Raw genomic sequence first — 24,741 nt, 5'->3', positions numbered from 1 at the left:
CCCGAAGCCATCTAGGATGCCTTTAAGGCAATTTGAGGCAATAGGGCGGCAGCTCTATTTCGGGCAACATAGTCAACGGAGATTGCATCATCCGCGGAGGTCATCGGCGCCTGGTTGCCGCCGCGGATCCAGTCATCGAGCGTCGCCTCGACCAGCCGCGCAATCGCGCCGAACCGGATCTTGCCGGCGATGAAGGCGGCGACCGCGACCTCGTTGGCGGCGTTGTAAACGGTGGTCGCCCCCTTCCCGGTCCGGAGCGAATCGAAGGCCAGCCGCAGTCCGGGGAAGCGCTCGAAGTCCGGCGCCTCGAAGGTCAGCTGGCCAATCTTGGCCAGATCGAGCTTGGCCGCGGGTCCCTTGATGCGATCCGGCCAGCCGAGGCAGTGCGCGATCGGGGTGCGCATGTCGGGCGCGCCGAGCTGGGCCATCACCGAGCGGTCAGAGAATTCGACCATGCCGTGGATGATCGACTGCGGATGAACGAGCACGTCGATCTCGTCGGGCGAGAGCGCGAACAGGTAGGACGCCTCGATCACCTCGAGGCCCTTGTTCATCATCGAGGCCGAATCGATCGTGATCTTCTGGCCCATGCTCCAGTTCGGATGCTTGAGCGCCTGCTCGAGCGTCGCCTGCTCGATGTCAGCGGCCTTCCAGGTGCGGAACGGGCCGCCCGAGGCCGTGATGATGACGCGGACAAGCTCGTCGCGATTGCCCGATGCCAGGGCCTGAAACAGCGCGTTGTGCTCGGAATCGGCCGGCAGGATGCAGGCGCCCGCTTTCGCCGCGCGCTGCATGAAGAAATCGCCGGCGCAAACCAGGCATTCCTTGTTGGCGAGCGCGACATGAGCGCCGCGATCGACCGCGGCCAGCGCCGGCTTCAGTCCGGCCGCGCCGCTGACGGCGGCCATGACCCAATCAGCCGGACGCGCGCCGGCCTCGATCACCGCGCTTTCGCCGGCGCCGCATTCGGTGCTGGTGCCGGCGAGCGCGGCCTTGAGCTCGGCGAGCTTGGAGGTGTCGGCGATCGCGACGTAGCGCGCGGAGAATTCCTTCGCGAGCTTGGCCAGCGCCGCGACATTGCCGTTCGCGGTCAAGGCTTCGACGCGGTAGCGCTCGGGCGAGGCGCGCAGCAAATCCATCGTGCTGTCGCCGATCGAGCCGGTGGCGCCGAGAACCGTGACGCTGCGGACGTCGGACGCAGCAAGCCTGTTGTTACGCAATGGGACTGCGCTCATATCCTCACCAAACCATAAGACCGCTTCCGGCGCTATGCACACCATGGCGAACAAAGCCGATAATCCACGCCATCAGGATGGCGGCAACAAAGCCGTCCAGGCGGTCCATAAGGCCGCCATGGCCGGGAATTAAGTGACTGGAATCCTTGACCCCGAAGCGCCGCTTCACCGCGGATTCGAACAGATCGCCGGCCTGCGATACCACCGACAGGATGGCGCCGACGAGCAGCAGCGGAACAGCCTTGCCGATCCCAAAGGCCGCAAAGCCGCCCGCCACCGCAAGGCTCGCCATGAAGCCGCCGAGCGCGCCGGACCAGGTCTTCTTCGGGCTGACGCGCGGCCACAGCTTCGGCCCGCCAATGCTGCGTCCGGCGAAATAGCCGCCGATATCGGTCGCCCACACCACGAGCAGCACGAACATCAGCGCGGAAAAGCCGTTGACCAGATCCTTCCGCACCAAAATCGAGGCCAACAGCGCCGCAGACGCATAAGCGAATCCGGTCGCCGCCCAAACGAACTTGCCGCGCGCGATCAGCATCACGATCACGCCGCCGACGCAGCCAACGATGATTGCGGTCTTGAGCGCGCCGGCGGCCATGCACAAGCCCATCATGGCGATGGCGATCGTCCCTGCCCCGGTCAGCGCGGTCGAGCCCGCGCCCACCACCATCAGCCATTCCGCGAACAGTCCGATCGACACCAGGGTGACGAGCAGCGCCCACAGCCAGCCGCCGGCATAGGCGAGCGCAATGGCGAGCGGCGCCAGCACCAGCGCTGCGAGAACCCGCATCACGAGATTGCTCGGGGCTGGCTTTTCGCCCGCCGATACGGCGTCGGGTTCGCTCACGAGGCGGTTCTCGCGACCAGACCGCCGAAACGGCGCTCGCGCCTGGCAAATTCGGCGATCGCGCCTTCCAGCGCCGCCTTGTCGAAATCGGGCCAGTGAATCGGCACGAACACCAGCTCGCTGTAGGCGGCCTGCCACATCAGGAAGTTGGACAGGCGCTGCTCGCCGCTGGTGCGGATGATCAGATCGGGATCGGGAATGTCGGGCGCATCGAGATGCGCGCCCAGCGTCTCGGCGTCGATCGTGTTGGGATCGCGCTTGCCCTCCGCAACTTCGCGCGCGAGCTTCTGCGCCGCCTTCGCGATCTCCTGCCGCGAGCCGTAATTGAAGGCGACGACGAGTGTCAGGCGCGTGTTGTCGCGCGTCAGCTCCTCGGCCTCGTTCAGAAGCGCGCAGATGTCGCTCTCGAGTCCTTCCCGCTCGCCGATGATGCGCACCTTGACGCCATCACGATGCAGGCTTGTCAGATCGTTGCGGATGAAGCGGCGCAGCAGGCCGAACAGATCGCCGATCTCGCTCGCCGGCCGCGACCAGTTCTCCGAGGAGAACGAGAAAATGGTGAGATAGCGGATGCCGAGCTCGTGCGAGGCACGCACCACGCGGCGCAACGCCTCGACGCCGCGGCGATGGCCTTCCGCACGCGGCAGGCCGCGCGCAGCGGCCCAACGCCCGTTGCCATCCATGATGATGGCGACATGCGCAGGCGCATCGGACCGGTCGGGTCCTTCCGTTGCGGGCGCGGCGGCGTTGGACATGGAGGCAGCCTTAAACAGTCAGGATTTCTTTTTCCTTGGCGGCCAGCAGCTGGTCGATCTCGGTGATGGTACCGTCGGTCGCCTTCTGCACCTCGTCGGCGTGACGCTTCTGATCGTCCTCCGACATCTCGTGATTCTTCTCGAGCTTCTTCAGAACGTCGAGACCGTCGCGGCGGACGTGTCGCGCGGCGACCTTGGCGGCTTCGGCGTATTTGTGCGCGACCTTGACCAGCTCCTTGCGGCGCTCCTCGTTGAGCTCGGGGATGCGCAGGCGCAGCACCTGGCCTTCGGTCGCCGGCGACAGGCCGAGGTTGGAATCGACGATCGCCTTCTCCACCGCCTTGACCATCGACTTGTCCCAGACCTGCACCGAGATCAGGCGCGGCTCCGGCACGCTGACGGTGGCGAGCTGGTTGAGCGGCATGTGGCTGCCATAGGCATCGACCTGCACCGGATCGAGCATCGAGGCGGAGGCGCGCCCCGTGCGCAGGCCGCCGAGCTCGTGCTTGAGCGACTGGACGGCGCCCTGCATGCGGCGCTTCACTTCGTTGAGGTCGAAATTACCCGTGGCCATCACGTTTCTCCTTCAAAATCCCGGCGACCTCTCCGCGACCCCGCCTTTGGGGCGCACCAGATGAGCCGTCAGCCGGCGACGATGGTTCCGTGGCCGGTGCCGCGCAGAATCGCGCCGATCGACCCCGGCTCCGCGATCGAGAACACGATGATAGGCAGTGACGTCTCGCGGGCAAGCGCGAAGGCGGTCGAATCCATCACCTTGTAGCCGCCCTCGATGGCCTGGGAATGCGTCAGCCGGTCGAAACGCGTGGCAGACGGATCCTTCTTCGGGTCGGCCGAGTAGACGCCGTCGACATTGGTCGCCTTCAGCACCGCTTCGGCGCCGATCTCTGCGGCGCGCAGCACCGCCGTGGTGTCGGTGGTGAAGAACGGATTGCCGGTTCCGCCGCCGAGCAGCACGATCCGCCCCTCGGCGAGGTATTTGTGCGCCGCGGTGCGGGTGAACAGCTCGGAAATCTCGGGCATGACGAAGGCCGACAGCGCGCGCGCCGGCATGCCCTTGCGCTCGATCGTCGCCTCCAGCGCGAGGCAGTTCATCATGGTGGCGAGCATGCCCATGGTGTCGCCGGTCGTGCGCGACACGCCGCGCGAGGAGACCTCGACGCCGCGCACGATGTTGCCGCCGCCGATCACCACCGCGACCTCGGTGCCGAGCTTGCGGGCGGCGATCAGATCGTCCGCAACCCGGTCCACGGTCGGCTGATCGATGCCAAAGCCCTGCTGTCCCGCGAGATACTCGCCGGACAGCTTGATCACGACGCGACGATAGACCGGATCAGTCATGTGCACTTTCCTTGTCCGGGCGCCGCTTCCGGCGGCACGCCGGAAGGAACGTTCCGGCGCTTACTTCTTGCCGCTGGCCGCTGCGACCTCGGCCGCGAAGTCGCTTTCCTGCTTCTCGATTCCCTCACCGAGAGCATAGCGCACAAAGCCGGCGATCTTCACAGCGCCGCCGACCTTGCCTTCGGCTTCCTTCACCGCCTGCGCCACCGACTTGCCGGTGTCGTGGATGAAGGCCTGCTCGAGCAGGCAGACTTCCTTGTAGTAGGTCTTGAGGCCGGACTCGACGATCTTCTCGATCACGTTCTCGGGCTTGCCCTGCTGGCGATATTTGTCGGCGAGCACGTCCTTCTCGCGCTTGACGACCGCCGGATCGAGGCCGGACGGATCGAGCGCCAGCGGGTTGGCGGCGGCGACATGCATCGCGATCTGGCGGCCGAGAGCTGCGAGCTCGTCGGCCTTGCCGGGCGATTCCAGCGCCACGATCACGCCCATCTTGCCGGCGCCGTCGATAACGGCGCCGTGGACGTAATGCGACACCACGCCCTGGCTCACTTCGAGCGAAGCAGCACGGCGCAGCGTCATGTTCTCGCCGATGGTCGCGATCGCATCATTGATCGCGGCTTCGATCGTGACATCGCCGACCTTGGCGGCCTTGATCTTCTCGACATCGGCACCGGCGTCGAAGGCAACCTGGGCGATCATCTTGACGAGGCCCTGGAACTGGCCGTTGCGCGCGACGAAGTCGGTCTCGGAGTTGACCTCGACCACGACGCCCTTGTTGCCCTTGGTGAGCGCGCCGATCAGACCCTCGGCGGCGACGCGGCCCGACTTCTTGGCGGCCTTCGACAGGCCCTTCTTGCGCAACCAGTCCTGCGCCGCTTCCATGTCGCCATTGGTCTCGGTGAGCGCGGCCTTGCAGTCCATCATGCCCGCGCCGGTCGACTCGCGCAGGTCCTTGACCATCGCAGCTGTGATCGTTGCCATCGTTGAATATCCTTCTTGCCTGCCGGTTTGCCGCGGCGCGGCATCCACTTGCCCCGCCGCGGTCCATCTCAGGAATTCGCGTCAACTGAATGAAATGGTGGCCGGATCCGATCCGGCCACCCGGTCGCTCTGACTATTCCGCTTCCGCGGTCAGCGCCTTGGCCTTGGCCACCCAGGCATCCGCGCGGCTCGGCAGACCGACTTCTTCGCCGATCGTGTGCGCGGTGTCGTGGTCGAGCTCGGCGAGCTGCCAGTAGTGGAAGATGCCGAGGTCGTTGAACTTCTTCTCGATCGCACCCGACACGCCCGGGAGCTTCTTGAGGTCGTCGGCGGTGCCGCGCGGACCGGCAAGGCCCTGGAAGCCGCTCGAGGACGGGGCCGGCAGCTCTTCGGCGAGCGGACGGGCGGAGGCGCCGATGTCGATGCCCGAATCGCCCTGCGCGCGCGAGATGCCGTCGATCGCCGCACGGGCGATCAGGTCGCAATAGAGCGAGATGGCGCGGCCGGCGTCGTCATTGCCCGGCACCACATAGGTGATGCCCTTCGGATCCGAATTGGTGTCGACGATCGCGGCGACCGGGATGTTGAGGCGCTGGGCCTCCTGGATCGCGATGTCTTCCTTGTTGGTGTCGATCACGAAGATCAGGTCGGGCAGACCGCCCATGTCCTTGATGCCACCGAGCGAGCGGTCGAGCTTGTCGCGCTCGCGCTGAAGCGTCAGGCGCTCCTTCTTCGTGTAGGAATTGGCTTCACCGCCCGAGAGCACGTCGTCGAGATGACGCAGGCGCTTGATCGATGCCGAGATCGTCTTCCAGTTGGTCAGCGTGCCGCCGAGCCAGCGCGAATTGACGAAATACTGCGCGCAGCGCTTGGCCGCGTCGGCGACGCCGTCCTGCGCCTGGCGCTTGGTGCCGACGAACAGGATGCGGCCGCCCTTGGCAACCGTGTCGCTGACGGCCTGGAGGGCCTGATGCAGCATCGGCACGGTCTGGGCGAGATCGACGATGTGGATGTTGTTGCGGGTGCCGAAAATGAAGGGAGCCATTTTCGGATTCCAGCGGTGAGACTGGTGACCAAAGTGCACGCCAGCTTCGAGCAGCTGACGCATAGTGAAATCGGGCAGTGCCATCGTTCTAATTCTCCGGTTGGTTCCTCCGGAAACGTGTGAGCAAAACGGAGCGTTCTCGCCCCGGTTGCCACCGGACGGCCTTGTGAGCCATGTTTCCGTGTGAGATGGCGCGCTATATAGCGCCATTTCGGCCAGAAGCAAGGAAATAAGGGCCATTCGGGGGCGGTTTTCGCCAGCCGAAGGCCGTTTCCCGTAGGGCCTCCGCCCTGCCCTAAAGCATGATCCGGAAAAGTGCCCAGCGGTTTTCCGAAAAGATCATGCTCAAACAACAACCTAAAGCGCGATGACGATCCATCCTAATTTCATCGCGCTTTAGCACTTCGGCTGGTTGGGCGGGCACTTCTTCGCGGCGGCCGGCGGTGCCGCAGGACGCGGCGGTGCGGCCGGCCGGGCTGGCGGGGCAACCGCCACCCGGGGTGGCGGCGGGGGCGCCGGCCGGGCTGCGGGCGGTGGCGGTGCAGGCCGTGCGGCTGCGACCGGGGGAGCCACCCGTGCCGGTGGAGGCGATGCGACGCGCGGCGGAGGCGGTGGCGCCGGGCGCGCGACGGCGGCTGGCGCCGGAGGCGTCGGCCTCGCCACGGCCTGGGGCCGCGGTGGTGGGGTCGAGGGCCGGGTCACCTGCGCCGGCGCAGCCGACGGAAGATGCTGCGGCCTAGCCGGCTCGCGCGCAGCGGCGGGTGGCGGCGCGGCCGGTCGTCCCGCGGGGCGCGCAGATGTGTCGGCAGCGGGCGGCGGCGAGCCGGCCGGCTCGCGGATTGCGGATTTGGCGCGATCCGCTGGCCCGGTTCCGGGCGGCACTCCCGCAACCGGCGGCTTGGGCGGCTGGCCAGGCGCAGCAGTCGGGTTGGTCGGCGCGAGTGCAGCGGCCGGAGCGGTCGTCGTTGGCGGACCGGGATGGGCCGGCGGCGTTGTGCCGGGAGCCGTCGCGGTTGGCGCACCCGGATGCACCGGCGCTATCGTGCCGGGAGCCGTCGCGGTCGGCGCGGGCTTGCCGCCGGGCAGAGGCCCGGCCCCCGCCGGTGGCGCGGGCGGGCCACCCTGGGCTCCGGGAACCGGCAACGTGTTGGCCTGGGGCAATCTGGGCGGCGGCGCGGCAGGTGGCGCTGCGGTCGGGGCAACATTCGCCGGTGTCACCGGGGGTGTTCCCGGCCTCGCCGTCGGCTGGATCGTCGCGCTCTGCGGCATCGGCGCCTTGCCCTGCTGGATCAAGGCGGCGCGCTGGGCGACGGCCTGCGGCACCGCCGGGCCTGCGGGGTTGGCGCGACCGGCCACCGCCGGTGCCAGACTGGCCGCTCCGGTGCTGAAACCCGGCGGCGGCGCCAGCGGGCGATTGATCACGGTGTTGATGACGGTCGTGTTGTGGATGTTCTGGTAGATGATGTTGTTCGGCGGCGGCGCGACATAGATCGGCGGGCGGACGAACACCGGAATCGGCACGAACACCGGCTGCGGCAGCACGAACAGCCCGACCACCGGCAGCGGCGGCGGCAACACGACGAAATCCGGCGGCGGTGGCGGCAGATAATAGATCGGCGGCGGCGGTGGCGGCGCGAAGCCGAAATCAGGGTCGCTGAAGTACAGCACGGGACGGTCGACATAGACCACCTCCTCCGGCGGCGGTGGCGGCACGTCGTAATCCAGCATGGCGAAGCTCGGCGGCGGCTCGAGCGGTGCGGTCAGGATCGCAAGCCTACGCCGCGCGTCGCCGGCATGAGGCCCGCGCGAATAGCGGCGCAGATAGGACCAATAGGCGTCCGGCGTGTCGGCGCGATAGGTCCGCCGCCAGGTGATCGCCTCGCGGCGCGCCGCCACGATCACCATCACGCGCTTCGACAAGGGATCGCCGGGATAGGCCGCGAGAAACTCCTCGTAGGCCGGCAGCGTGTCACGCGCGAGCGCGGCGGCATAGGCATCCTGCACGCCGAGATCGCGGATCGGCTTGCTCCGGATCGCGGCGATCTGGTCGGGCGCAACCTCCGGCGGCGGCGCATCGGGCCCGCGCTCGAAGAACGAGAACTGCGCCGAGATCTTCTGCTCGTTCCAGGGCACCTGCGCGCCCTTGGCGGATTCGTTGACACGCAGGCGGACGCGGTCGAACACGTCAGGCAGCGCCAGCCCGCCGGTGCGGATCATCTCGGCCAGCGACTGCGCGTAGATGCCGTAGGGTCCCGGCTCTTCCGGCGCGACAGTGCCGGGTGCGGCGTTGAAGGCGATCAGCATGTTCGCCTCGGGCTCGACCAGCGCGAGGCCGCTGGCGATCGGCTGCCCGCCTTCGATGAAGGGCTGGGCGCGGGCCGCATCGAGCACGACGATGTTGGCCTTGAGCTGGATCGACGCGAGCTGGCGCACATAGTCGCTGATGCGCAAGGCTTCGGTCGGAATGTCGGTGTCGCGGCTGATGTTGGAATCGACCGGGATGAAATAGTTCTCGCCCGCAAGCTGCACGCCGTAACCGGCCAGATAGATCATCGCGACGGTGCCGGGGCCGGAGGCCTGGGCCTTCTGGATGAAATCGCGAAAGCTCTTGCGCAGCGTGTCGCCATCGAGATCGCGCGCCCCGACAACGTCGAAGCCCGCCGCCTGCAGCGTCTGCGCGATCAGGCCGGCATCGTTCGCGGTCGTCGCCAGCGGCGACTTGGCATAGGCGCCGTTGCCGACCACGAGCGCGATGCGCTTTTCCGGCTGCTGCGCGCGTGCCTGCTCCGGTGCGCCCGCGGCAAGGACCGCGAGCGGCAGGAGAAGGCAGATGAAGGCTTTGAGCGTCCCACGCATGGCTTGCTTGCCCAGCTTTGTGGTTGAGGTGCCAGCGCGCATCAGACGCGCGGCTGGCTGAATGGCGCTTGAACGAAAGGCTCGGATTGAGGCGGTGGCATGGCGCCCGGCGCCGACGATAGCTGTCTGCGCCAGCGTGACGACGCTGAAAGCGATCAGCTCGTTCAGCCCTGCGCGATCAGGTCGACCGTTCCCGTCGTGAGCCGGTAGATGCCGCCCACGACCTTCAGCTTGCCCTGCTCCACGGCCGCATTGAGGATCGGTGCCGCCGATTTCAGCTTGGCGACATTGTCGATCACGTTCTGCCGGATCGCCTGGTCGAGCACGTCGCCGCCCTGCTGCATCGCAGCCTTGGCGGCAGGCGCGATCGCATCGACGAGCGAGGGGATGTGGCCCGGCGGCGACGTGTTGTCCTTGATCGCCTTCAGCGTCGCATCGATCGCGCCGCAACTGTCATGGCCGAGAACGAGGATCAGCGGCGTATTGAGCACCCCGACCGCATATTCCATGCTGGCGATCATCTCGTTGCCGGCGAAATTTCCGGCGATGCGGCAGACGAAGAGATCGCCGCGGCCGGTGTCGAAGGCATATTCCGGTGCGATGCGCGAATCGGCGCAGCTCAGCACGGCGGCAAACGGGTTCTGGCCGCCCGCCAGCGCTTCACGCTCGTGCTTGAAATCATGTCGCCGCGCAACGCCCTGGACATAGCGCGCATTGCCGTCCATCAGCCGCTTCAGCGCCGCATCGGGCGCCAGCACGTTCTGCGGCTTGGGTGGCGCTTTGGTCTCCTTGGCGAAGGCGGCCCCGCTCAGGGCAACGCCGAGCGCGGAGGCGGCAAACAGCATCGCGGATCGCCGCGACGGCGTGATCTCGTCATGTAGGGATTGTGGGCATTGCTCGCACATGTCTCGCTTCCTCCCGGTGCGGCCGAAAACGTCCGCGCAAACGAGCTGCATCGTCGCGATCATAGCCGCAATGATCTGGCGAGACCACAATGTCCGCCGCTCCGCAGGCCCGGACGGCGTCCGTCCGGGACGGCCGGCTAGAGCTGCTGCACGTCCACGACGCCCGCCACCGCCTTGATCGCGCCGGCGATCTGCGGCGAGACCTTGAAGCGGCCCGGCAGCTTCATCTCGACCTCGGTCTCGAGGTCGAGCATCATCACCAGCGAGACCTCGCCGTCGCCATTGGAGCGCGGCGCGATGCCGGGGCTGCCGATTTTCGGCGCGGCGCCGTTGGTGGCCGCCATCTCGGGGCCGGCGAGGCGCTTGGCGATCGACTCCAGCGGCTTGGTGTCGCGCAGGAAGATGCGCAGGCCCTTCTGCGTCTTGGCCGCGGCGTCATCGAGCGGCTCGGCATGCAGCACGCGGGCGCGAACGTCCTCGCCCTGCAATTCCGCGCCGAGCTGAAGCAGCACCGCGGCGCCCGGCTCCAGCACGTCGCGATATTGCGCGAGGCCCTCGGAGAACAGCACCGCCTCGAAATGGCCGGTGGGGTCGGACAGTCCCATGATGCCCATCTTGTTGCCGGTCTTGGTGCGCCGCTCCATGCGCGACACGACGGTCGCGGCGACCTTGCCGGCGGTGGCGCCGGTCTTCACCGCGCGCGAGAACTCGGCCCATGACTGCACCCGCAGGCGCTTGAGCACGGTCGCGTAATCGTCGAGCGGATGTCCCGACAGGAAGAAGCCGATCGCGTCGTACTCGCGGCGCAGCCGCTCGGCCGGCAGCCAGGGCTCGATCTGCGGCAGCATGATGGTCGGCGCGTCCGCCGACATGCCGAACATGTCGTTCTGGCCGATCGTCTCGGCCTGATGCGAACGCTGGCAGGCGGCCAGGATCGCGTCCGCGCCGGCGAAGACGCGGGCCCGGTTCGGCTCCAGCGTGTCGAAGGCGCCGGCGGCAGCTAAACTCTCGATGATGCGCTTGTTGATCGCGCGCGGATTGACCCGCGCAGCGAAGTCGGCGAGCGAGGTGAACAGTCCCCGCCTGGTGCGTTCCTCGATGATCTGCTCGATGGCCTGGATGCCGACGCCCTTGAGCGCGGCCAGCGCGTAATAGATGACCTTCTCGCCGACCTCGAAGGTCGCGCCGGAGCGGTTGATGTTCGGCGGCTCGACCTTGATGCCGAGGCGCTGCGCCTCGGAGCGGAATTCGGAGAGCTTGTCAGTGTTGTTCAGATCGAGCGTCATCGACGCCGCGATGAACTCCACGGGATAATGCGCCTTCATGTAGGCGGTGTGGTAGGACACCAGCGCGTAGGCGGCCGCGTGGCTCTTGTTGAAGCCGTAATCGGCGAATTTGGCGAGCAGTTCGAAGATGGTCTCGGCCTGCGCTTTCGGCACGCCGTTCTTCACCGCGCCGGCGACGAAGATGTCGCGCTGCTTGTCCATCTCGGCGCGGATCTTCTTGCCCATGGCGCGGCGCAGGAGGTCGGCGTCGCCGAGCGAATAGCCCGACATCACCTGCGCGATCTGCATCACCTGTTCCTGGTAAATGATGACGCCGAAGGTCTCCTTCAGGATCGGCTCCAGCACGGGATGCAGATATTCCGGCTCCTCGTCGCCGTGTTTGCGCGCGCAATAGGTCGGGATGTTCGCCATCGGGCCTGGGCGGTAGAGCGCGACCAGCGCGATGATGTCCTCGAAACGGTCGGGGCGCATGTCGACCAGCGCGCGGCGCATGCCCTGGCTTTCAACCTGGAACACGCCGACCACCTCGCCACGTGCCAGCATCTGGTAGCTCTCGGCATCGTCGATCGGCAGCGTGGCGAGATCGACATGGATGTCGCGCGGCTTGAGCAGCTTGCACGCGACGTCGAGCACGGTCAGCGTCTTCAGGCCGAGGAAGTCGAACTTGACGAGGCCCGCAGGCTCGACCCATTTCATGTTGAACTGGGTCACCGGCATATCCGACTTCGGATCGCGGTACATCGGCACGAGCTCGCTCAGGGGGCGATCGCCGATCACGATGCCGGCCGCGTGGGTCGAAGCATGCCGGGTCAGGCCTTCGAGGCGCTGGGCGATGTCGAAGGCGCGCGCCACCACCGGGTCTTCGTCGCGGAACGCCTGGAGTTTTGGCTCGCTCTCGATCGCTGCCGCCAGCGTGACGGGCGCCGCCGGATTCTGCGGCACGAGCTTCGTCAGCTTGTCGACCTGGCCATAGGGCATCTGCAAGACGCGGCCGACATCGCGCAGCACGCCGCGCGCCTGCAGCGTACCGAAGGTGATGATCTGCGCGACCTGATCGCGGCCGTAGCGCTCCTGCACGTACTTGATCACCTCGCCGCGGCGGTCCTGGCAGAAGTCGATGTCGAAGTCCGGCATCGAGACGCGTTCCGGATTGAGGAAGCGCTCGAACAGCAGGCCGAACTTGATCGGGTCGAGGTCGGTGATGGTCAGCGCCCACGCCACCAGCGAGCCTGCGCCGGAGCCACGGCCAGGCCCGACCGGAATGCCGTGCGCCTTGGCCCATTTGATGAAGTCGGACACGATCAGGAAGTAGCCCGCGTACTTCATGCGCATGATGACGTCGAGCTCGAACGCCAGGCGCTTGTTGTAGTCCTCTTCCGTCATGCCCTGCGACAGGCCATGGACGCGCAGGCGGTTGGCGAGCCCCTCCTCCGCCTGTCGCTTCAATTCGGCGGCCTCGACCGCGGCGGCATCGGAGCTGGCGGCGGCGCCGACGGTGAAGAACGGCAGGATCGGCTTGCGCGTCATCGGGCGGAACGAGCAGCGCTCGGCGATCTCCACGGTCGAGGCCAGCGCCTCCGGAATGTCGGCGAACAGCACCGCCATCTCGGCGCGGGTCTTGAAGCGATGATCCGGCGTGAGCTGCACGCGATCGGTCTCGGCTATCAGCCGGCCGCCGGCGATGCAGAGCAGCGCGTCATGCGCCTCGTAGTCGTCGGTCGCGGCGAAATACGGCTCGTTGGTTGCGACCAGCGGCAGGCCTTTCGCATAGGCGATGTCGATCAAGCCGCCCTCGATGCGCCGCTCCTTGTCGAGGTTGTGGCGCTGCAATTCGATGTAGAGGCGGTCGCCGAACAGATTGGCCAGACGCTCGCAGCGCGTCGCGGCGAGCTCGGCCATGCCGCCGGCCAGCGCCAGCGAGATCGGCCCGTCCGGTCCGCCCGTCAGCGCGATCAGGCCCTCGGTCTCGCCGTCGAACCAGTCGAACTTGATGAACGGGGCATGGCTGTCGGGCGATTCGAGGAACGCGCGCGAGTTCAGCCGCATCAGGCTGCGATAGCCGCGCTCCTGCGCCGCCAGCAGCACCACGCGCGAGGGCCCCATCGCGTTGCGCGCGGTCGGGTCCTGGTCGCCGAAATCGATCGCCAGTTCCAGGCCGACGATCGGCTGGATGCCGGAGCCCGCCATCTTGTCGGAGAACTCCAGCGCGCCGAACAGATTGTCGGTGTCGGTCAGCGCCAGCGCCGGCTGGTGGTCCTTCTTCGCAAGCTCGGCGAGCTTGGCGATCTTGATCGAGCCCTTGAGCAGCGAATAGGCCGAGTGAACGTGAAGGTGGACAAATCCGGCGCTCGGCATGGTCGCGTGACGGCCTCTTGCAGATGAGATGGAGCGGTCGCCGGCTCCTCAAGGCATCATGCACTCGCCCGGCCGACTCGCCTCACAATGGTGGGGTGTCGCGCCGCGAGAGTCCACGCCGGACCGGCCGATCCGTCGCGTCGTCCCGCTTTTCCCCAACCGGGCCTGCCAAGAGTGGGGAATCAGAGCTGCGGAATGACCTGCGCCCAGATTGCGATCATCCCGACGAACAGCGTGATGGACGCCAGTGCAGCCGCCTCTTCCACGAAAATCCTGAACATGGTCTCGCTCCCTTGCTAGAACGTATGAAGAACATTGTTCTCATTTCGTTCTTGGGAGTCAAGCGATCTCAGCCGCCGAGAAGCGGGATGGTTAACTATCTGAATTTCAACAACAAAAAGCCCCGGCGCGAGGCCGGGGCTTTCGACGATCGCTCCTTGCAGAGCGATCGATCTCAGTACTTTGCTCAGTAACGGCCGATGATCGGGCCGCCGAACTTGTAGTTCAGGCGGACGAGACCCATGTCGACGTCCTGCTTGATGCGCTCCGAGCCGGCGAAGCCAGCGAAGGTGACATCCTTGTCCGACAGGAAGATGTGGTTGTACTCGACGCCGACCGACCAGTTCGGAGCGAAGCCGTACTCGAGGCCGGCGCCGACCGTGCCGCCCCAGCGGGTGTCGCTGGTCGAAGCGAGCAGCGGACCACCGAGCCCGAAGATCTCGTACTTGTCGCTGACCACGGCCGCACCGCCCTTGACGTAGACGAGCACGTTGTTCCAGGCGTAGCCGACCTGGCCGGTGATCAGACCGAACGCGTCGATCTTGGTGCGGTTGCGGGTGGCGAACAGCGCGCTGGCGTTGTCGCCGGAGAAGTCGGCCCAGTTGCCCTGGCCTTCCACGCCGAACACCCACTGGCCGGACTGCCAGCGATAGCCGACCTGGCCACCGACCGTGCCGCCGGTCGCATCGTGCGAGCCTTCGCGGCCGATGCCGACGAAATCCCAGGTCGCGTGCGAGGAACCGCCGCCGCCGTTGATACCGATGTAGAAGCCGCTCCAGTCGTAGATCGTCGCGACCATCGCAGGCGCCTTGGTGTAAGGACGCGCAGCGAGATCAGCAGCCAGCGCCGGCGCAGTCGCGCTGAGCGCGACGAGGCTCACAGCGGCGAGCAACAGATTCTTCTTCATTTGATTCCCGTTCCAGTTTCTTCAGTAGGCCCCCGGGCCGTGGCGTCGTCTTAGCAGCGATCGACAGAATTGCTGTAACTCCGACGCCACAGTCAGAGCCAAAGGCCCTCGCTACGTTAATGCATGTTTAGCAGCGCGCGCGGGAAACCCTTTGAAACAAGTGTTTTCACGAGTTCCATGTCGACTACACGACATTCATCGCGTGCGCGCGTAACATCGCCGCGCGCACAAACGCGTGATGGAGAATTGAAATGCGTGGACGAATTACTCTCCCCATTGTCGCCACATTTTTGCTCGCTCTCGCCACATTCGCGTTCGACGCAAGCACGCCCGCACGCGCGTTCGGCACCAATCATGCGTTCTGCCTGACGGGCGACGAATGGCCGGGACTGAGCAATTGCAGGTTCGACAGCTACGCGCAGTGTCAGGCAAGCGCATCGGGCCGCGCGCTGACCTGCATCGCCAATCCGTATTTCGCAGGCCAGAGCGATGATCCCTATGCGTATCAGAACCGCCCGCGCACATTTGGGCCGGGCTATCTCCCGCTGCGCTGAGATGCGCTGCGCCGCTCTCGCGCTCGCCGCGATCGGCACGCTGCTCGTCAGCGCGCACGCGCGGGCGCAGACCTATGATCCCAGCTATCCCGTCTGCATGCAGATCTACGGTCAGGTGGGCTATTTCGATTGCCGCTACACCTCGCTCGAACAATGCAAGTTTCTCGCCGTGGGGCGTTCAGCGAGTTGCGTCGTGAACCCGTACTTTGCGCAGAGCAAGCCGAAGGCTGCGCGGCGGTCAAAGCGGATCGACTAGTTTGGCACGTGCCAATCGGGATGCTGATATGCGGCCGGCTCTGCATTGCGGCCGTGGTGTTGACGCGGGCTGATCCAGGTTTAAGTTCGACGGACAAATCTTGCAGGGGTGGCGACGTTCACTGGGCTGGTTCCCGTTGACGCCACCAATGCAGGACACATGACAGCTTCGTCCCAAGCGACCGCGCGCGGAGCGCAATCTGCTTCCGCGCCCCCTCACCTCGCCATCGTCCTGTTCTCGCTCGCAATGGGCGGCTTTGCGATCGGAACCACCGAATTCGCATCGATGAGCCTGCTGCCGTTCTTCGCCGCCGACCTCCATGTCGACGAGCCGGCCGCGGGACACGCGATCAGCGCCTATGCGCTCGGCGTGGTGCTGGGCGCGCCGCTGATCGCCGTAGCTGGCGCGCGCTTCGCGCGGCGCACGCAGCTCTTGGTGCTGATGGCCGTGTTCGCGCTCGGCAACGCGCTCACGGCGCTTGCGCCTGGCTTCGGCTGGATGATCGCGGCACGCTTCCTCTCGGGGCTGCCGCATGGCGCCTATTTCGGCATCGCCGCGCTGGTCGCGGCCTCGCTCGTTCCGCAGCATCGCCGCTCCCAGGCGATCGGCCAGGTCATGCTCGGCCTGACCATAGCCACGATCATCGGCGTGCCGCTGGCCAATCTGATCGGCCAGGCGGTCGGCTGGCGCGCGAGTTTTGGCCTCGTGTCTATGCTGGCGCTGCTGACGGTGCTGCTTTGCGCGCTGTTCGCGCCGCGCGACCGGGCCGGCAAGTCGGACCCGCTGCGCGAGCTCGGTGCGCTCCGAAGCGGACGCGTCTGGATTACGCTCGCGATCGGCGCCATCGGCTTCGGCGGCATGTTTGCCGTCTATACTTATCTTGCGACGACACTGATCGAGGTCACCAAGGTCAGCACAACGGTCATCCCGTTCTTCCTGGCGGTGTTCGGCATCGGCGCCACGCTCGGCAATCTGTTCGTGCCGCGCTTTGCCGACCGCGCGTTGATGCCGACCGCGGGCGTGATCCTGCTGTTTGCTGCTGTCGCGCTGCTGCTGTTTCCGCTGGCGGCCGGCAATCCCTGGCTGCTCGCGATCGACATCTTCGCGATCGGTGCCAGCGTCTCGCTCGGCGCCATCCTCCAGACCCGGCTGATGGACGTCGCCGGCGATGCGCAGGCGCTGGCTGCCGCGCTGAACCATTCCGCGTTCAACACCGCCAACGCGCTCGGTCCCTTCCTCGGCGGCCTCGCCATTCGCGAGGGGTTGGGCTGGACCTCCACCGGCCCCGTCGGCGCCGCGCTTGCGTTGCTCGGTTTCCTGATCTGGATAGTGGCCTGGCGAGGCGCCAAGTCTGCGCCGGTCGAACTCACCGCGCGACGCGACGCTGCTCCGCTCGCGCCGTCGCTGGCGCCGGATCATCGAAGCCGTTCGGCGGTTCACAGGGATCCCGTGGCCTGACGCCATCCGCGCCCGGCGAGCGGCTGCACCGTCTTGGGCTACAACCCCGGCAACCTTAACCCGCGAGCGTGACGATCAAGGGTCCGTTTCGGGTGGCAATCACCGTGTGTTCGCTATTGAACGGTCGGAGCTTCGGGGCTGCTGTACAGCGTCCACGGATCATCGCCGTCCTGGGCCCACTCGGCGCCCAGGGACAGGAACGGCTCGACCGTGAACACCAGGCCGTCACGCATGATGCGGCGCTCGGAGCGGTCGGGCCATGTCGCGATTTCCGTCGGCTGCTCATGGAGCGACAGGCCGACGCCGTGACTGGCGAGATTCCTGACAAGGCTATAGCCGTTCTTCCGCGCGAAGGTCCCGATAGCCTGGCCGATGCCGGCCATCGGCTTGCCGGCGCCGACCTGCCGCAGGCCGGTCCACATCGCCCGCCGGCCATCCCTGCAAAGGCGCTCGATCGCGCGGCTCACGGGCGGAACGGCGAACGAGGCGCCCGTGTCTGCAAAGAGTCCGTTCTTCTCGGCTGAAACGTCTATGTTGACGAGATCGCCGCGCGCGATCCGTCGCTGCCCCGGGATGCCATGCGCGATCTCCTCGTTCACGCTGATGCAGGTCGCCCCGGGAAAGTCGTAGGCCAGCTCCGGCGCCGAACGTGCCCCGGCGGCTTCCAGGAGCTTTCGTCCGATCTGGTCCAGCTCGCCGGTGGTCATGCCCGGTTCGAGCGCCTTCCCCATCGCCTCGAGGGTGTTGGCGACGATACGGCCGATCTCCTTCAGGCGGGAGAGCTCATTGTCGTCAGAGATTGTCATGTTCAGATCATTCCGAAACCGGACATAGCGCCTGTGGCCTCAAACTGCAAACGCGGCAGCGCGGGCGAAAATTTACAATGCGCATTCGTGAAGGGATGTAGTCGCGTTCGACGATGAGGAATAAGCTGAGCTTCGCCATGCCACCGAAAGTTATGCACGGTCTGATCTTCGAGTAGCCTTCATTCGTCTTTTTAAAGCCTCCGGTCCCATCAATTTCATGCTCACCCGTATCCTGCTTGTCGCCGCCGCCCTGTTGCTTCCCGGCGCAATGCATGCCGAAGAAACACCGGCCGAAAAGACCGGATTTGCTCCGGGGCTGACGATCTATCTTGCCAGGGGAGCGCCGGACGCGTGCGGGCCGGGCTGCGACCGCTGGATCGCCATCGAGGGCAAGATCGACGAGAATGCCGCGGCGCGCGTTCGCCACTTCTTGGCGGGCGTCACGGACACGCAGCGTCCGATCTACCTTCATTCACCCGGCGGCAACGTGGAGCAATCCTATGTCATCGGGCGGCTCTTGCGCAGCCGCAAGGCGGTCGCCCGGGTCGGCCGGACCATCGTGGCCGCGTGCGCCGCGGAGACGCAGGTGGACGCCGAATGCCTGAAGCTGAAGACTGCAGGCGGCGAGGTCGAGGCCCAGCTCACCACCTACCATGCGATGTGCAACTCGGCCTGCGCTTACCTGTTTCTCGGAGCAACATCGCGCGCGGTGGCCCCCGATGCAGTGCTGGCGGTGCATAACTCCCGGCTCGTCCTCAACATGCGCAGGGAACCGCCTCCGGAGGTGCTCGCAGAGATCAGGCAGCGCCGGATGGTGACAGCCGAACGCGTCCGCGCCGCGTTCATCGCGGCGATGGGGATCAGCCGCGAGCTCGATGACCTCATCCGGACCGTGACCTACGAAAACCTGCACGTGCTGACGCGCGCCGAGCTCTATCGTTTCGGGATCGACATGCGGCCCTTTGCCGAGGGGACATGGAGGCTGGAGACGGGAGCACGGCCCTTCGTCAGCAAGATCGCCGTGACGAAGACGGAAAACGGCGCGTCATTCCGGACGATGGAGTGGCGCATGTATTGCGAAAGCAGGAATCGCGTGCCGCTGATGTTCGCGGGTGACATCGACAAGGCGAGCGCCGGCAAAAGCACGATATCGATGACGGCGGATGCCGACACGAGCAAGGAGGCCGGAGGCTCTCCTGTGAACGCCGGGAAGTACGAAATGTGGAGTGGCAACGTCGACCGCGATATGGTCTTCACGATGCTGGCGTCTCGCTCGCTGCATGTCCGGCAAACCACGACCATGCCGGACGAAAAGACGGATACGACAGGACTGGACATCGACCTGACAGGCCTGGCGTCCATGTGGCCACGGCTTGCGACGGCGTGTTCGTCAGTGGCGGCCAAGCCGAAGAGCCCCTGGCCGGCAATTCCGCCGGGGGCTGGCGCAAAGCCGACGGCCGTGCCGGCACAATAGGTGGAAGGCGGGGTTTGGATGGAGCCGGATGATCAAATCTCGTCGAGCAGACTGCGGACCTTGGCTGCCAGATCTTCGATCGCGAAGGGCTTGGAGAGCAGATGCTTGCCGGCATCGAGCATGCCGTTGTGAACAATTGCATTGCGCGTATAGCCGGTCGTGAACAGCACTTTCAGTCCAGGGTGCCGTTTCAACAGCTCGGTTGCCAACTCGGCGCCTGTCATTTCGGGCATCACGACATCCGTAAACAGCAGATCCGGAACGGGCCCCTCTTCGATCTTCCTGATCGCCTCTTTCGCGCCTGCCGCTTCGAAAACGGTGTAACCGAGTTCGCGCAGACTTTCCGACGAGATGTTGCGAACACGCTCATCATCCTCGACGACGAGAATGGTCTCCTTCTGGAAGTCTGCGCCGGGATGCGCCACGCTTTCCGAGGCCTCCCGAATTTTGTCATCGCCGACGAAGCGCGGCAGGTAGACCTTTACGGTCGTGCCAACGCCGACCTCCGAGTAGATTTTCACGTGGCCGCCTGACTGCCTCACGAAACCATAGACCTGGCTCAGTCCAAGGCCGGTCCCCTTGCCCACTTCCTTGGTCGTGAAGAAGGGGTCGAACACCCTGCCCAGCACGTCGTTCGCTATTCCGATGCCGTTGTCCGTTACGGCAATGAGGACATATTGCCCGGGCGCCAGTGCGTATTCGCGAGCATATCTTTGATCGATCGACGCGTTGCTTGTTTCGATGGTCAGCTTGCCGCCCTTGGGCATGGCATCGCGGGCATTGACCGCCAAATTCAAAACCGTGCTTTCCAGTTGCGCAGTGTCTGCTCTGACGCGCCAGAGACCGGCCGCCAGAACCGTTTCGAGGCGAATGAGCTCGCCGAGCGACCTGTCGAGCAGTTCGCTCATGCCGCCGATCATCTTGTTGATGTCCACGATTTCGGGCGCCAGCGGCTGCTGGCGAGAGAAGGCCAGCAGCCTCTGCGTCAAGGTGGCTGCGCGGTTCGCGCCGTCAATGGCCCCGTCGATGAAGCGATCGATGTTGACCTCTCCCTTTCCGAGCCGCCGCTTGGCGAGGTTCAAGCTGCCGAGAATGACGGCCAGCATATTGTTGAAGTCGTGGGCGATGCCTCCGGTCAACTGCCCGACGGCTTCCATTTTTTGAGCCTGCCGCAGCTGCTCCTCGGCTTTCATGCGTTCACCGATCTCGTCGGCAACCCGCTGCTCCAGTTCGGCATTGAGCGTCTGGAGTCGCGTCAGAAGCCGCGCATTGTCGATGGCCGTCGCGGCATGGCCGGCGATGCCGAGCAAGGCAGTCTCGTGTTCGGCCTGAAATTTTCCCGTTTCACGATGACCGAAGAACAGTCCGCCGAGGACTTCACCGCTTCGCGAGGCCACGGGGACTGCCAGATAGGATCGGACCGGAAGATGGCCTCGGGCATGCCCTTCCGCGGCGTGTTCCTGCCATAACGAGGGTCCCGCAGGATGTCGTCGGACCTGACCACCGCCGTCCCCTTGAAGGTCGGCTCGAATACGGCGGTGTTGCGCGGCATCGGAAAGTTTTCAAACGCCGATCGAGGTGCGCCCGACAATGCATAGAGCATGTAGCTGCCGCCGTCGGGCGTCAGCACGTTGTAGAAAAACGCCCCGAACTGGGCGCCCGACAGTTCGACGCCGGCATCCGTGACGACCTGAACGATCGTCTCGAGATCTCGTTCGCGGGCGACCGAAGCGCCCGTGTCGTTCAGGATTCTCAGATGGCGCTCGGACTTTTTCTTGTCGGTGATATCGAGAACCGTGCCAATGAACCGCACGGCGCGGCCGTTGGAAAAGAGGGCATCACCGGTGGCGGCGACCCAGCGTTCGACACCGTCCTCGATGCCGACCGTCCGATACTCGATGTTGTAGGCTGCCGGGGACTCCGGCGACAGGGCCTTCGAGACCGCCCCGTGTGCGCGGTCCCTGTCCTCGGGATGCAGGCCCTTCAGGAAGGCCCCTTCATAGCTGACGTCGGCATCGGGGGACAAACCGAACAACGCTTTGCAGCGGTTGTCCCATCGCAAGACGTCGTTGACCGGGTCATAATCCCAGATGCCGATCCCGGCCGCGGTGTTCGCAAGACTGAGCCGTTCGGCAGCCTCCCGCGCAGCCTCTTCCGATCGAACGCGCTCGATGTGCGCCCATGATCGCTCGGTCACCTCGGTGAGCAGAGCGAGTTCGCGCCGGGTCCAAAGGTGCGGACTGCGGTGATGAATTGCCATCAAGGCGGTCAGGCGCCCCTCCTTCACGAAGGGCATGCAGATCGTCGAGCCGATGCCGATCCTCTGGAAGGTGGCCGCTTCCTCCGGCGCGATCTCCTTCAGATTGTCATTGATGATGAGCGGCCTGCCGGCGCTGAGCTCCTGAACCGCCTTCTTGCCGAAATTGGCGAGGCTGTAGTGACCCACGATATGGATCGCCCCTGGCCCCGCCCAATCCCCACGGATGGTGAAGCCATCCTCGTCAGGGTCCATATCGGCATAGGCGCAGTTCGATACGCCGAGATGCTCACCAAGCATCCTGGTCGTCACTGCAAGGACACCGTCCGCATCGCGGGTCTTGGCAGTCGCCTTGTTGAGGGCATCCAGGAAAAGCAGGCGCGCCTCGTTCTCGCGGACGGACGTCTCCGCGCGGCGACGCTCGACGGCAGTGCGCGTGCGCTCGGCAACTTCGCGGATGAGCTCGAGCTCTTCCGAAGTCCATTTTCGGGGCTTTGCATTGTTGAGGTAGAGCAGAGCCACAACCCCATCGGGCTCCGAGATCGGCATATTGACGAGTGCACGGGCAGAGATCGCCTCGAGCGCTCGCGCACGATCACCGACGCGCGGGTCCTGCTCTGCGTCGGCACAAACCACGGTCTCGCCGCGCTTGAGGTCGTCGATGTAACTGCCATAGTCGCGGAAGTGCAGCACGCCGGCTAGGCTCAAAATGCCAGGCGCGTTCCAATCGCGGTTGATCGTGATGGTTTCGGCCGAGGTGTCGACCGTGCCGTAGCCCGCCCGGCTTACATCGAGGCTGCGGCCGAGCAGCTCCGCCGCGGCATAGGCGAGATCGTCGGGATTGCTGATCTCTCGGATGTAGTCGCCAAGGGCGGCAAGAACGGAGTTGCGATCGGTCAAATGCGCCCCGGCCGCCATCGTCATCGCTCCGCCCCCGACAATTCCCTCTCCCGGCCAAATCTGGATGGAAGCGACCATTCGCGCCGCTCTCCGCTTCAGGAGATGGCCCACCCGACTGCCGTCTAACCACCTGAGGGCATTTAGGTTCCCTTGCGTTGAGAGACCGCCGGCGTGCTTGCCTCGCGCCCGGGTCGGGACGTCGTCGTCGCTGTGCTCGATGCCCCTACACCGGCGTATAGATCACCAGCTTCAGCGCAGGATCGTCATTGGCCTGGAAGCTCGTGTGCTCAAAGCGGAGCAGGCCCCTGGTCGGATGGTTCATGGTCTTGAGTCCCGACGAGGTGCTGCGGATCTCGTGCGCCTCCCACCATTTGACGAATTCCGGACTGCCCTGGCGCAGCCGCGTCAGCAATTCGGCGAAAGCCGGATCGCCGGCCCAGACGTCGTGCGTGGCGCGAAACATCGCGACCATGCTCTTGGCGACGTCGCTCCAGCCCGCGCCGTAAATCTTTCGCGTCTGCTTGTTGGTCAGCACCAGCAGCAGCGTATTGCGGTCCTGCTCGGGCAGCTGCCCGAAGGCGAAGACCTCCTCGGCGGCCTCGTTCCAGGCCAATACGTCCCAGCGCCGCCCGGTGATGTAGGCCGGATGTGGCAGGCTCTCGATCATCCGCCGAATGGGCGCCGGCACGACCTCGCGTGTGAACGCGCGCTTGTCGCCGTCGCGTGCCAGCGCCTTGAGGTGCGCATGCTCGGTCTTCGAGAGGCGCAGCGCACGGGCGAGCGCGTCGATGGTGGTGACGGAGGGACTGACGGTGCGGCCCTGCTCGAGGCGGATGTACCAGTCGACGCCGATGCCAGCGAGCTGGGCGACCTCCTCACGGCGTAGCCCCGCGGTGCGCCGCCGGCGGCCGGCCGGAAGCCCGACGGTCTTCGGCGACAGCTTCTCGCGGCGGGACCTCAGGAAGTCGCCGAATTCGACGCGGCGTGGATCGGCCATGATGTCGCTCCCGCGATGGAGGGTTTTTGGAATACTAGGATAATACCAGGCCTTCCTGGCCGTTCCAAGGCAGCGCATATCCGCTTCACCCGACCTTGAGGTGAACACATGAAAGCTGCCGTACTCAAATCCCTGGGATCGCCGCTGGTGATCGAGACTGCCCCCGATCCGATGCTCGGCACCGGCGAAGTCATCGTCGACGTCGTCGCCACGCGCGTCCTGTCCTACATGAACGAGGTCTTCGACGGGACACGCAACTACGCGCTCGACCTGCCGATCATCCCGGGCCCCGGCGGCATCGGCCGGGTGCGCGCGATCGGTCCGGACGCAACCAAGCTTGCCGTCGGCGACTGGGTGTTCTGCGATCCGACGGTGCGCTCGCGCGATGATGCCGTCGCGCCCGACATCGCGCTGCAGGGGCTCACGGCCGCCGGCCCCGGCGGCATGCACCTGCAACGGCATTTTCGCCACGGCTCGTTCGCCGAGCAGATGCGGGTGCCGACCGAGAACGTCAAACGCCTCGGCGCGATCACGTCGGAGGAAGCCACGCAATGGTGCGCGCTGGGGACGCTGCTGGTGCCCTATGGCGGCTTCCTTGCCGCCAACCTCCAACCGGGCGAGACCGTGCTGGTGAGCGGGGCCACCGGCAATTTCGGCAGCGCCGCCGTCTCGGTCGCGCTCGCAATGGGCGCGGCCTGCGTGGTGACGCCGGGCCGCAACGAAAAGATCCTCGCCGACCTCGTCCGCCGCTTCGGCAGCCGCGTGAAGCCGGTCAGGCTCACCGGCAACGAGGACGACGATCGCGAAGCGATGAAGCGCGCCGCGCCGGGGCCGATCGACTGCGTGTTCGACATCATGCCGCCCTCGGTGAGCCCGATCGTCGTACGTGCGGCAATGATGACGGTGCGCGCCTATGGCCGCGTCGTGCTGATGGGCGGCGTCGGCATGGCGGGCGGCCCGGGCCTCGAGCTGCCCTACCCCTGGCTCATGCGCAACTGCATCAGCATTCACGGCGTCTGGATGTATCCTCCGGATGCGGCGAGCCGCCTGATCGCGCTGGTGCGGTCCGGACTGCTGCGCCTCGACGAATACCAGACGACGACGTTCGACCTCGACCACGCCAACGAGGCGGTGGCCCATGCCGCGGCCAACGGCGGACCGTTCAGATTGACGGTGATCAGGCCGTAATCGGCCTGCCCGCTGCGGCGATGCGCCGTCGCAGCGGG

The 24,741-nt window shown here is 65.9% G+C and carries 17 protein-coding genes and 2 pseudogenes; 5 read left to right on the top strand and 14 right to left on the bottom strand.

Annotated elements, in window-relative coordinates; all coding sequences use genetic code 11:
- Positions 1 to 11 precede the first annotated feature (11 nt).
- The 11 genes from dxr to QA642_RS23605 all read right to left on the bottom strand — a co-directional run bounded on the left by dxr (position 12) and on the right by QA642_RS23605 (position 14,813).
- Positions 12 to 1,235 (bottom strand): 1-deoxy-D-xylulose-5-phosphate reductoisomerase, encoded by a 1,224-nt coding sequence (gene dxr, locus QA642_RS23655; protein ID WP_283086731.1) that lies wholly within the window; start codon positions 1,233 to 1,235, stop codon positions 12 to 14.
- A gap of 4 nt (positions 1,236 to 1,239) precedes the next feature.
- The gene (locus tag QA642_RS23650) at positions 1,240 to 2,082 is read right to left on the bottom strand and encodes a phosphatidate cytidylyltransferase (RefSeq protein ID WP_283086730.1); all 843 of its coding nucleotides are present in this window, start codon (positions 2,080 to 2,082) and stop codon (positions 1,240 to 1,242) included.
- Positions 2,079 to 2,837 carry an isoprenyl transferase gene (locus QA642_RS23645; protein WP_283086729.1) on the bottom strand — a complete coding sequence of 253 codons (759 nt, stop codon included), beginning with the start codon at positions 2,835 to 2,837 and terminating at the stop codon, positions 2,079 to 2,081. The genes QA642_RS23650 and QA642_RS23645 overlap by 4 nt, the downstream gene beginning before the upstream one ends.
- 10 nt (positions 2,838 to 2,847) lie before the next feature.
- Positions 2,848 to 3,411, bottom strand: a complete 564-nt coding sequence (gene frr, locus QA642_RS23640; protein WP_283086728.1) for a ribosome recycling factor — start codon at positions 3,409 to 3,411, stop codon at positions 2,848 to 2,850.
- Positions 3,412 to 3,479: 68 nt separating this feature from the next.
- Positions 3,480 to 4,196, bottom strand: a complete 717-nt coding sequence (gene pyrH / locus QA642_RS23635) for a UMP kinase (protein WP_283086727.1) — start codon at positions 4,194 to 4,196, stop codon at positions 3,480 to 3,482.
- Between the two features lie 60 nt (positions 4,197 to 4,256).
- A complete protein-coding gene (gene tsf / locus QA642_RS23630) occupies positions 4,257 to 5,180 on the bottom strand; it encodes a translation elongation factor Ts (protein ID WP_283086726.1) in 924 nt (307 codons plus the stop codon).
- Between the two features lie 133 nt (positions 5,181 to 5,313).
- Positions 5,314 to 6,309 (bottom strand): 30S ribosomal protein S2, encoded by a 996-nt coding sequence (locus tag QA642_RS23625; RefSeq protein WP_027559432.1) that lies wholly within the window; start codon positions 6,307 to 6,309, stop codon positions 5,314 to 5,316.
- Positions 6,310 to 6,621: 312 nt separating this feature from the next.
- Complete coding sequence (locus QA642_RS23620; protein WP_283086725.1) at positions 6,622 to 9,081, bottom strand: caspase family protein; 2,460 nt, start codon at positions 9,079 to 9,081, stop codon at positions 6,622 to 6,624.
- A 164-nt stretch (positions 9,082 to 9,245) separates the two neighbouring features.
- Positions 9,246 to 9,986, bottom strand: coding sequence for a carbonic anhydrase (locus QA642_RS23615; protein WP_283086724.1), 741 nt, complete (start codon positions 9,984 to 9,986; stop codon positions 9,246 to 9,248).
- Between the two features lie 137 nt (positions 9,987 to 10,123).
- Positions 10,124 to 13,627, bottom strand: coding sequence for a DNA polymerase III subunit alpha (gene dnaE, locus QA642_RS23610; protein WP_283086723.1), 3,504 nt, complete (start codon positions 13,625 to 13,627; stop codon positions 10,124 to 10,126).
- 466 nt (positions 13,628 to 14,093) lie between these two features.
- Positions 14,094 to 14,813 carry an outer membrane beta-barrel protein gene (locus QA642_RS23605; RefSeq protein ID WP_283086722.1) on the bottom strand — a complete coding sequence of 240 codons (720 nt, stop codon included), beginning with the start codon at positions 14,811 to 14,813 and terminating at the stop codon, positions 14,094 to 14,096.
- Positions 14,814 to 15,064: 251 nt separating this feature from the next.
- On the opposite strand from QA642_RS23605, the gene QA642_RS23600 reads away from it, so the two are divergent.
- From QA642_RS23600 to QA642_RS23590, 3 genes are all read left to right on the top strand, one after another.
- Entirely contained in the window at positions 15,065 to 15,367 is a 303-nt protein-coding gene (locus QA642_RS23600) for a DUF3551 domain-containing protein (RefSeq protein ID WP_283086721.1), read from the top strand.
- A gap of 1 nt (position 15,368) precedes the next feature.
- A complete protein-coding gene (locus tag QA642_RS23595) occupies positions 15,369 to 15,623 on the top strand; it encodes a DUF3551 domain-containing protein (protein WP_283086720.1) in 255 nt (84 codons plus the stop codon).
- A 159-nt stretch (positions 15,624 to 15,782) separates the two neighbouring features.
- A complete protein-coding gene (locus QA642_RS23590) occupies positions 15,783 to 17,081 on the top strand; it encodes an MFS transporter (protein ID WP_283086719.1) in 1,299 nt (432 codons plus the stop codon).
- A gap of 55 nt (positions 17,082 to 17,136) precedes the next feature.
- On the opposite strand, the pseudogene map reads toward QA642_RS23590, so the two are convergent.
- A pseudogene (map, locus tag QA642_RS23585) lies at positions 17,137 to 17,887 on the bottom strand (type I methionyl aminopeptidase).
- 217 nt (positions 17,888 to 18,104) lie between these two features.
- Here map and QA642_RS23580 point away from each other — a divergent pair.
- Positions 18,105 to 19,361: a hypothetical protein gene (locus QA642_RS23580; RefSeq protein WP_283086718.1), complete on the top strand. Its 1,257-nt coding sequence runs from the start codon at positions 18,105 to 18,107 to the stop codon at positions 19,359 to 19,361.
- Positions 19,362 to 19,393: 32 nt separating this feature from the next.
- On the opposite strand, the pseudogene QA642_RS23575 reads toward QA642_RS23580, so the two are convergent.
- Both QA642_RS23575 and QA642_RS23570 read right to left on the bottom strand, forming a co-directional pair.
- Positions 19,394 to 22,542 (bottom strand): annotated as a pseudogene (locus tag QA642_RS23575) (GAF domain-containing protein).
- A gap of 199 nt (positions 22,543 to 22,741) precedes the next feature.
- Complete coding sequence (locus QA642_RS23570) at positions 22,742 to 23,515, bottom strand: helix-turn-helix transcriptional regulator (protein ID WP_283086717.1); 774 nt, start codon at positions 23,513 to 23,515, stop codon at positions 22,742 to 22,744.
- Between the two features lie 108 nt (positions 23,516 to 23,623).
- Here QA642_RS23570 and QA642_RS23565 point away from each other — a divergent pair, with 108 nt between their 5' ends.
- Complete coding sequence (locus QA642_RS23565) at positions 23,624 to 24,703, top strand: zinc-binding alcohol dehydrogenase family protein (protein WP_283086716.1); 1,080 nt, start codon at positions 23,624 to 23,626, stop codon at positions 24,701 to 24,703.
- Positions 24,704 to 24,741 lie beyond the last annotated feature (38 nt).

This window comes from Bradyrhizobium sp. CB2312, from assembly GCF_029714425.1.
Lineage (GTDB): Bacteria > Pseudomonadota > Alphaproteobacteria > Rhizobiales > Xanthobacteraceae > Bradyrhizobium.
Note: the sequence above shows the minus strand (reverse complement) of the source record. Positions and strands in the feature narration are given on the sequence as shown.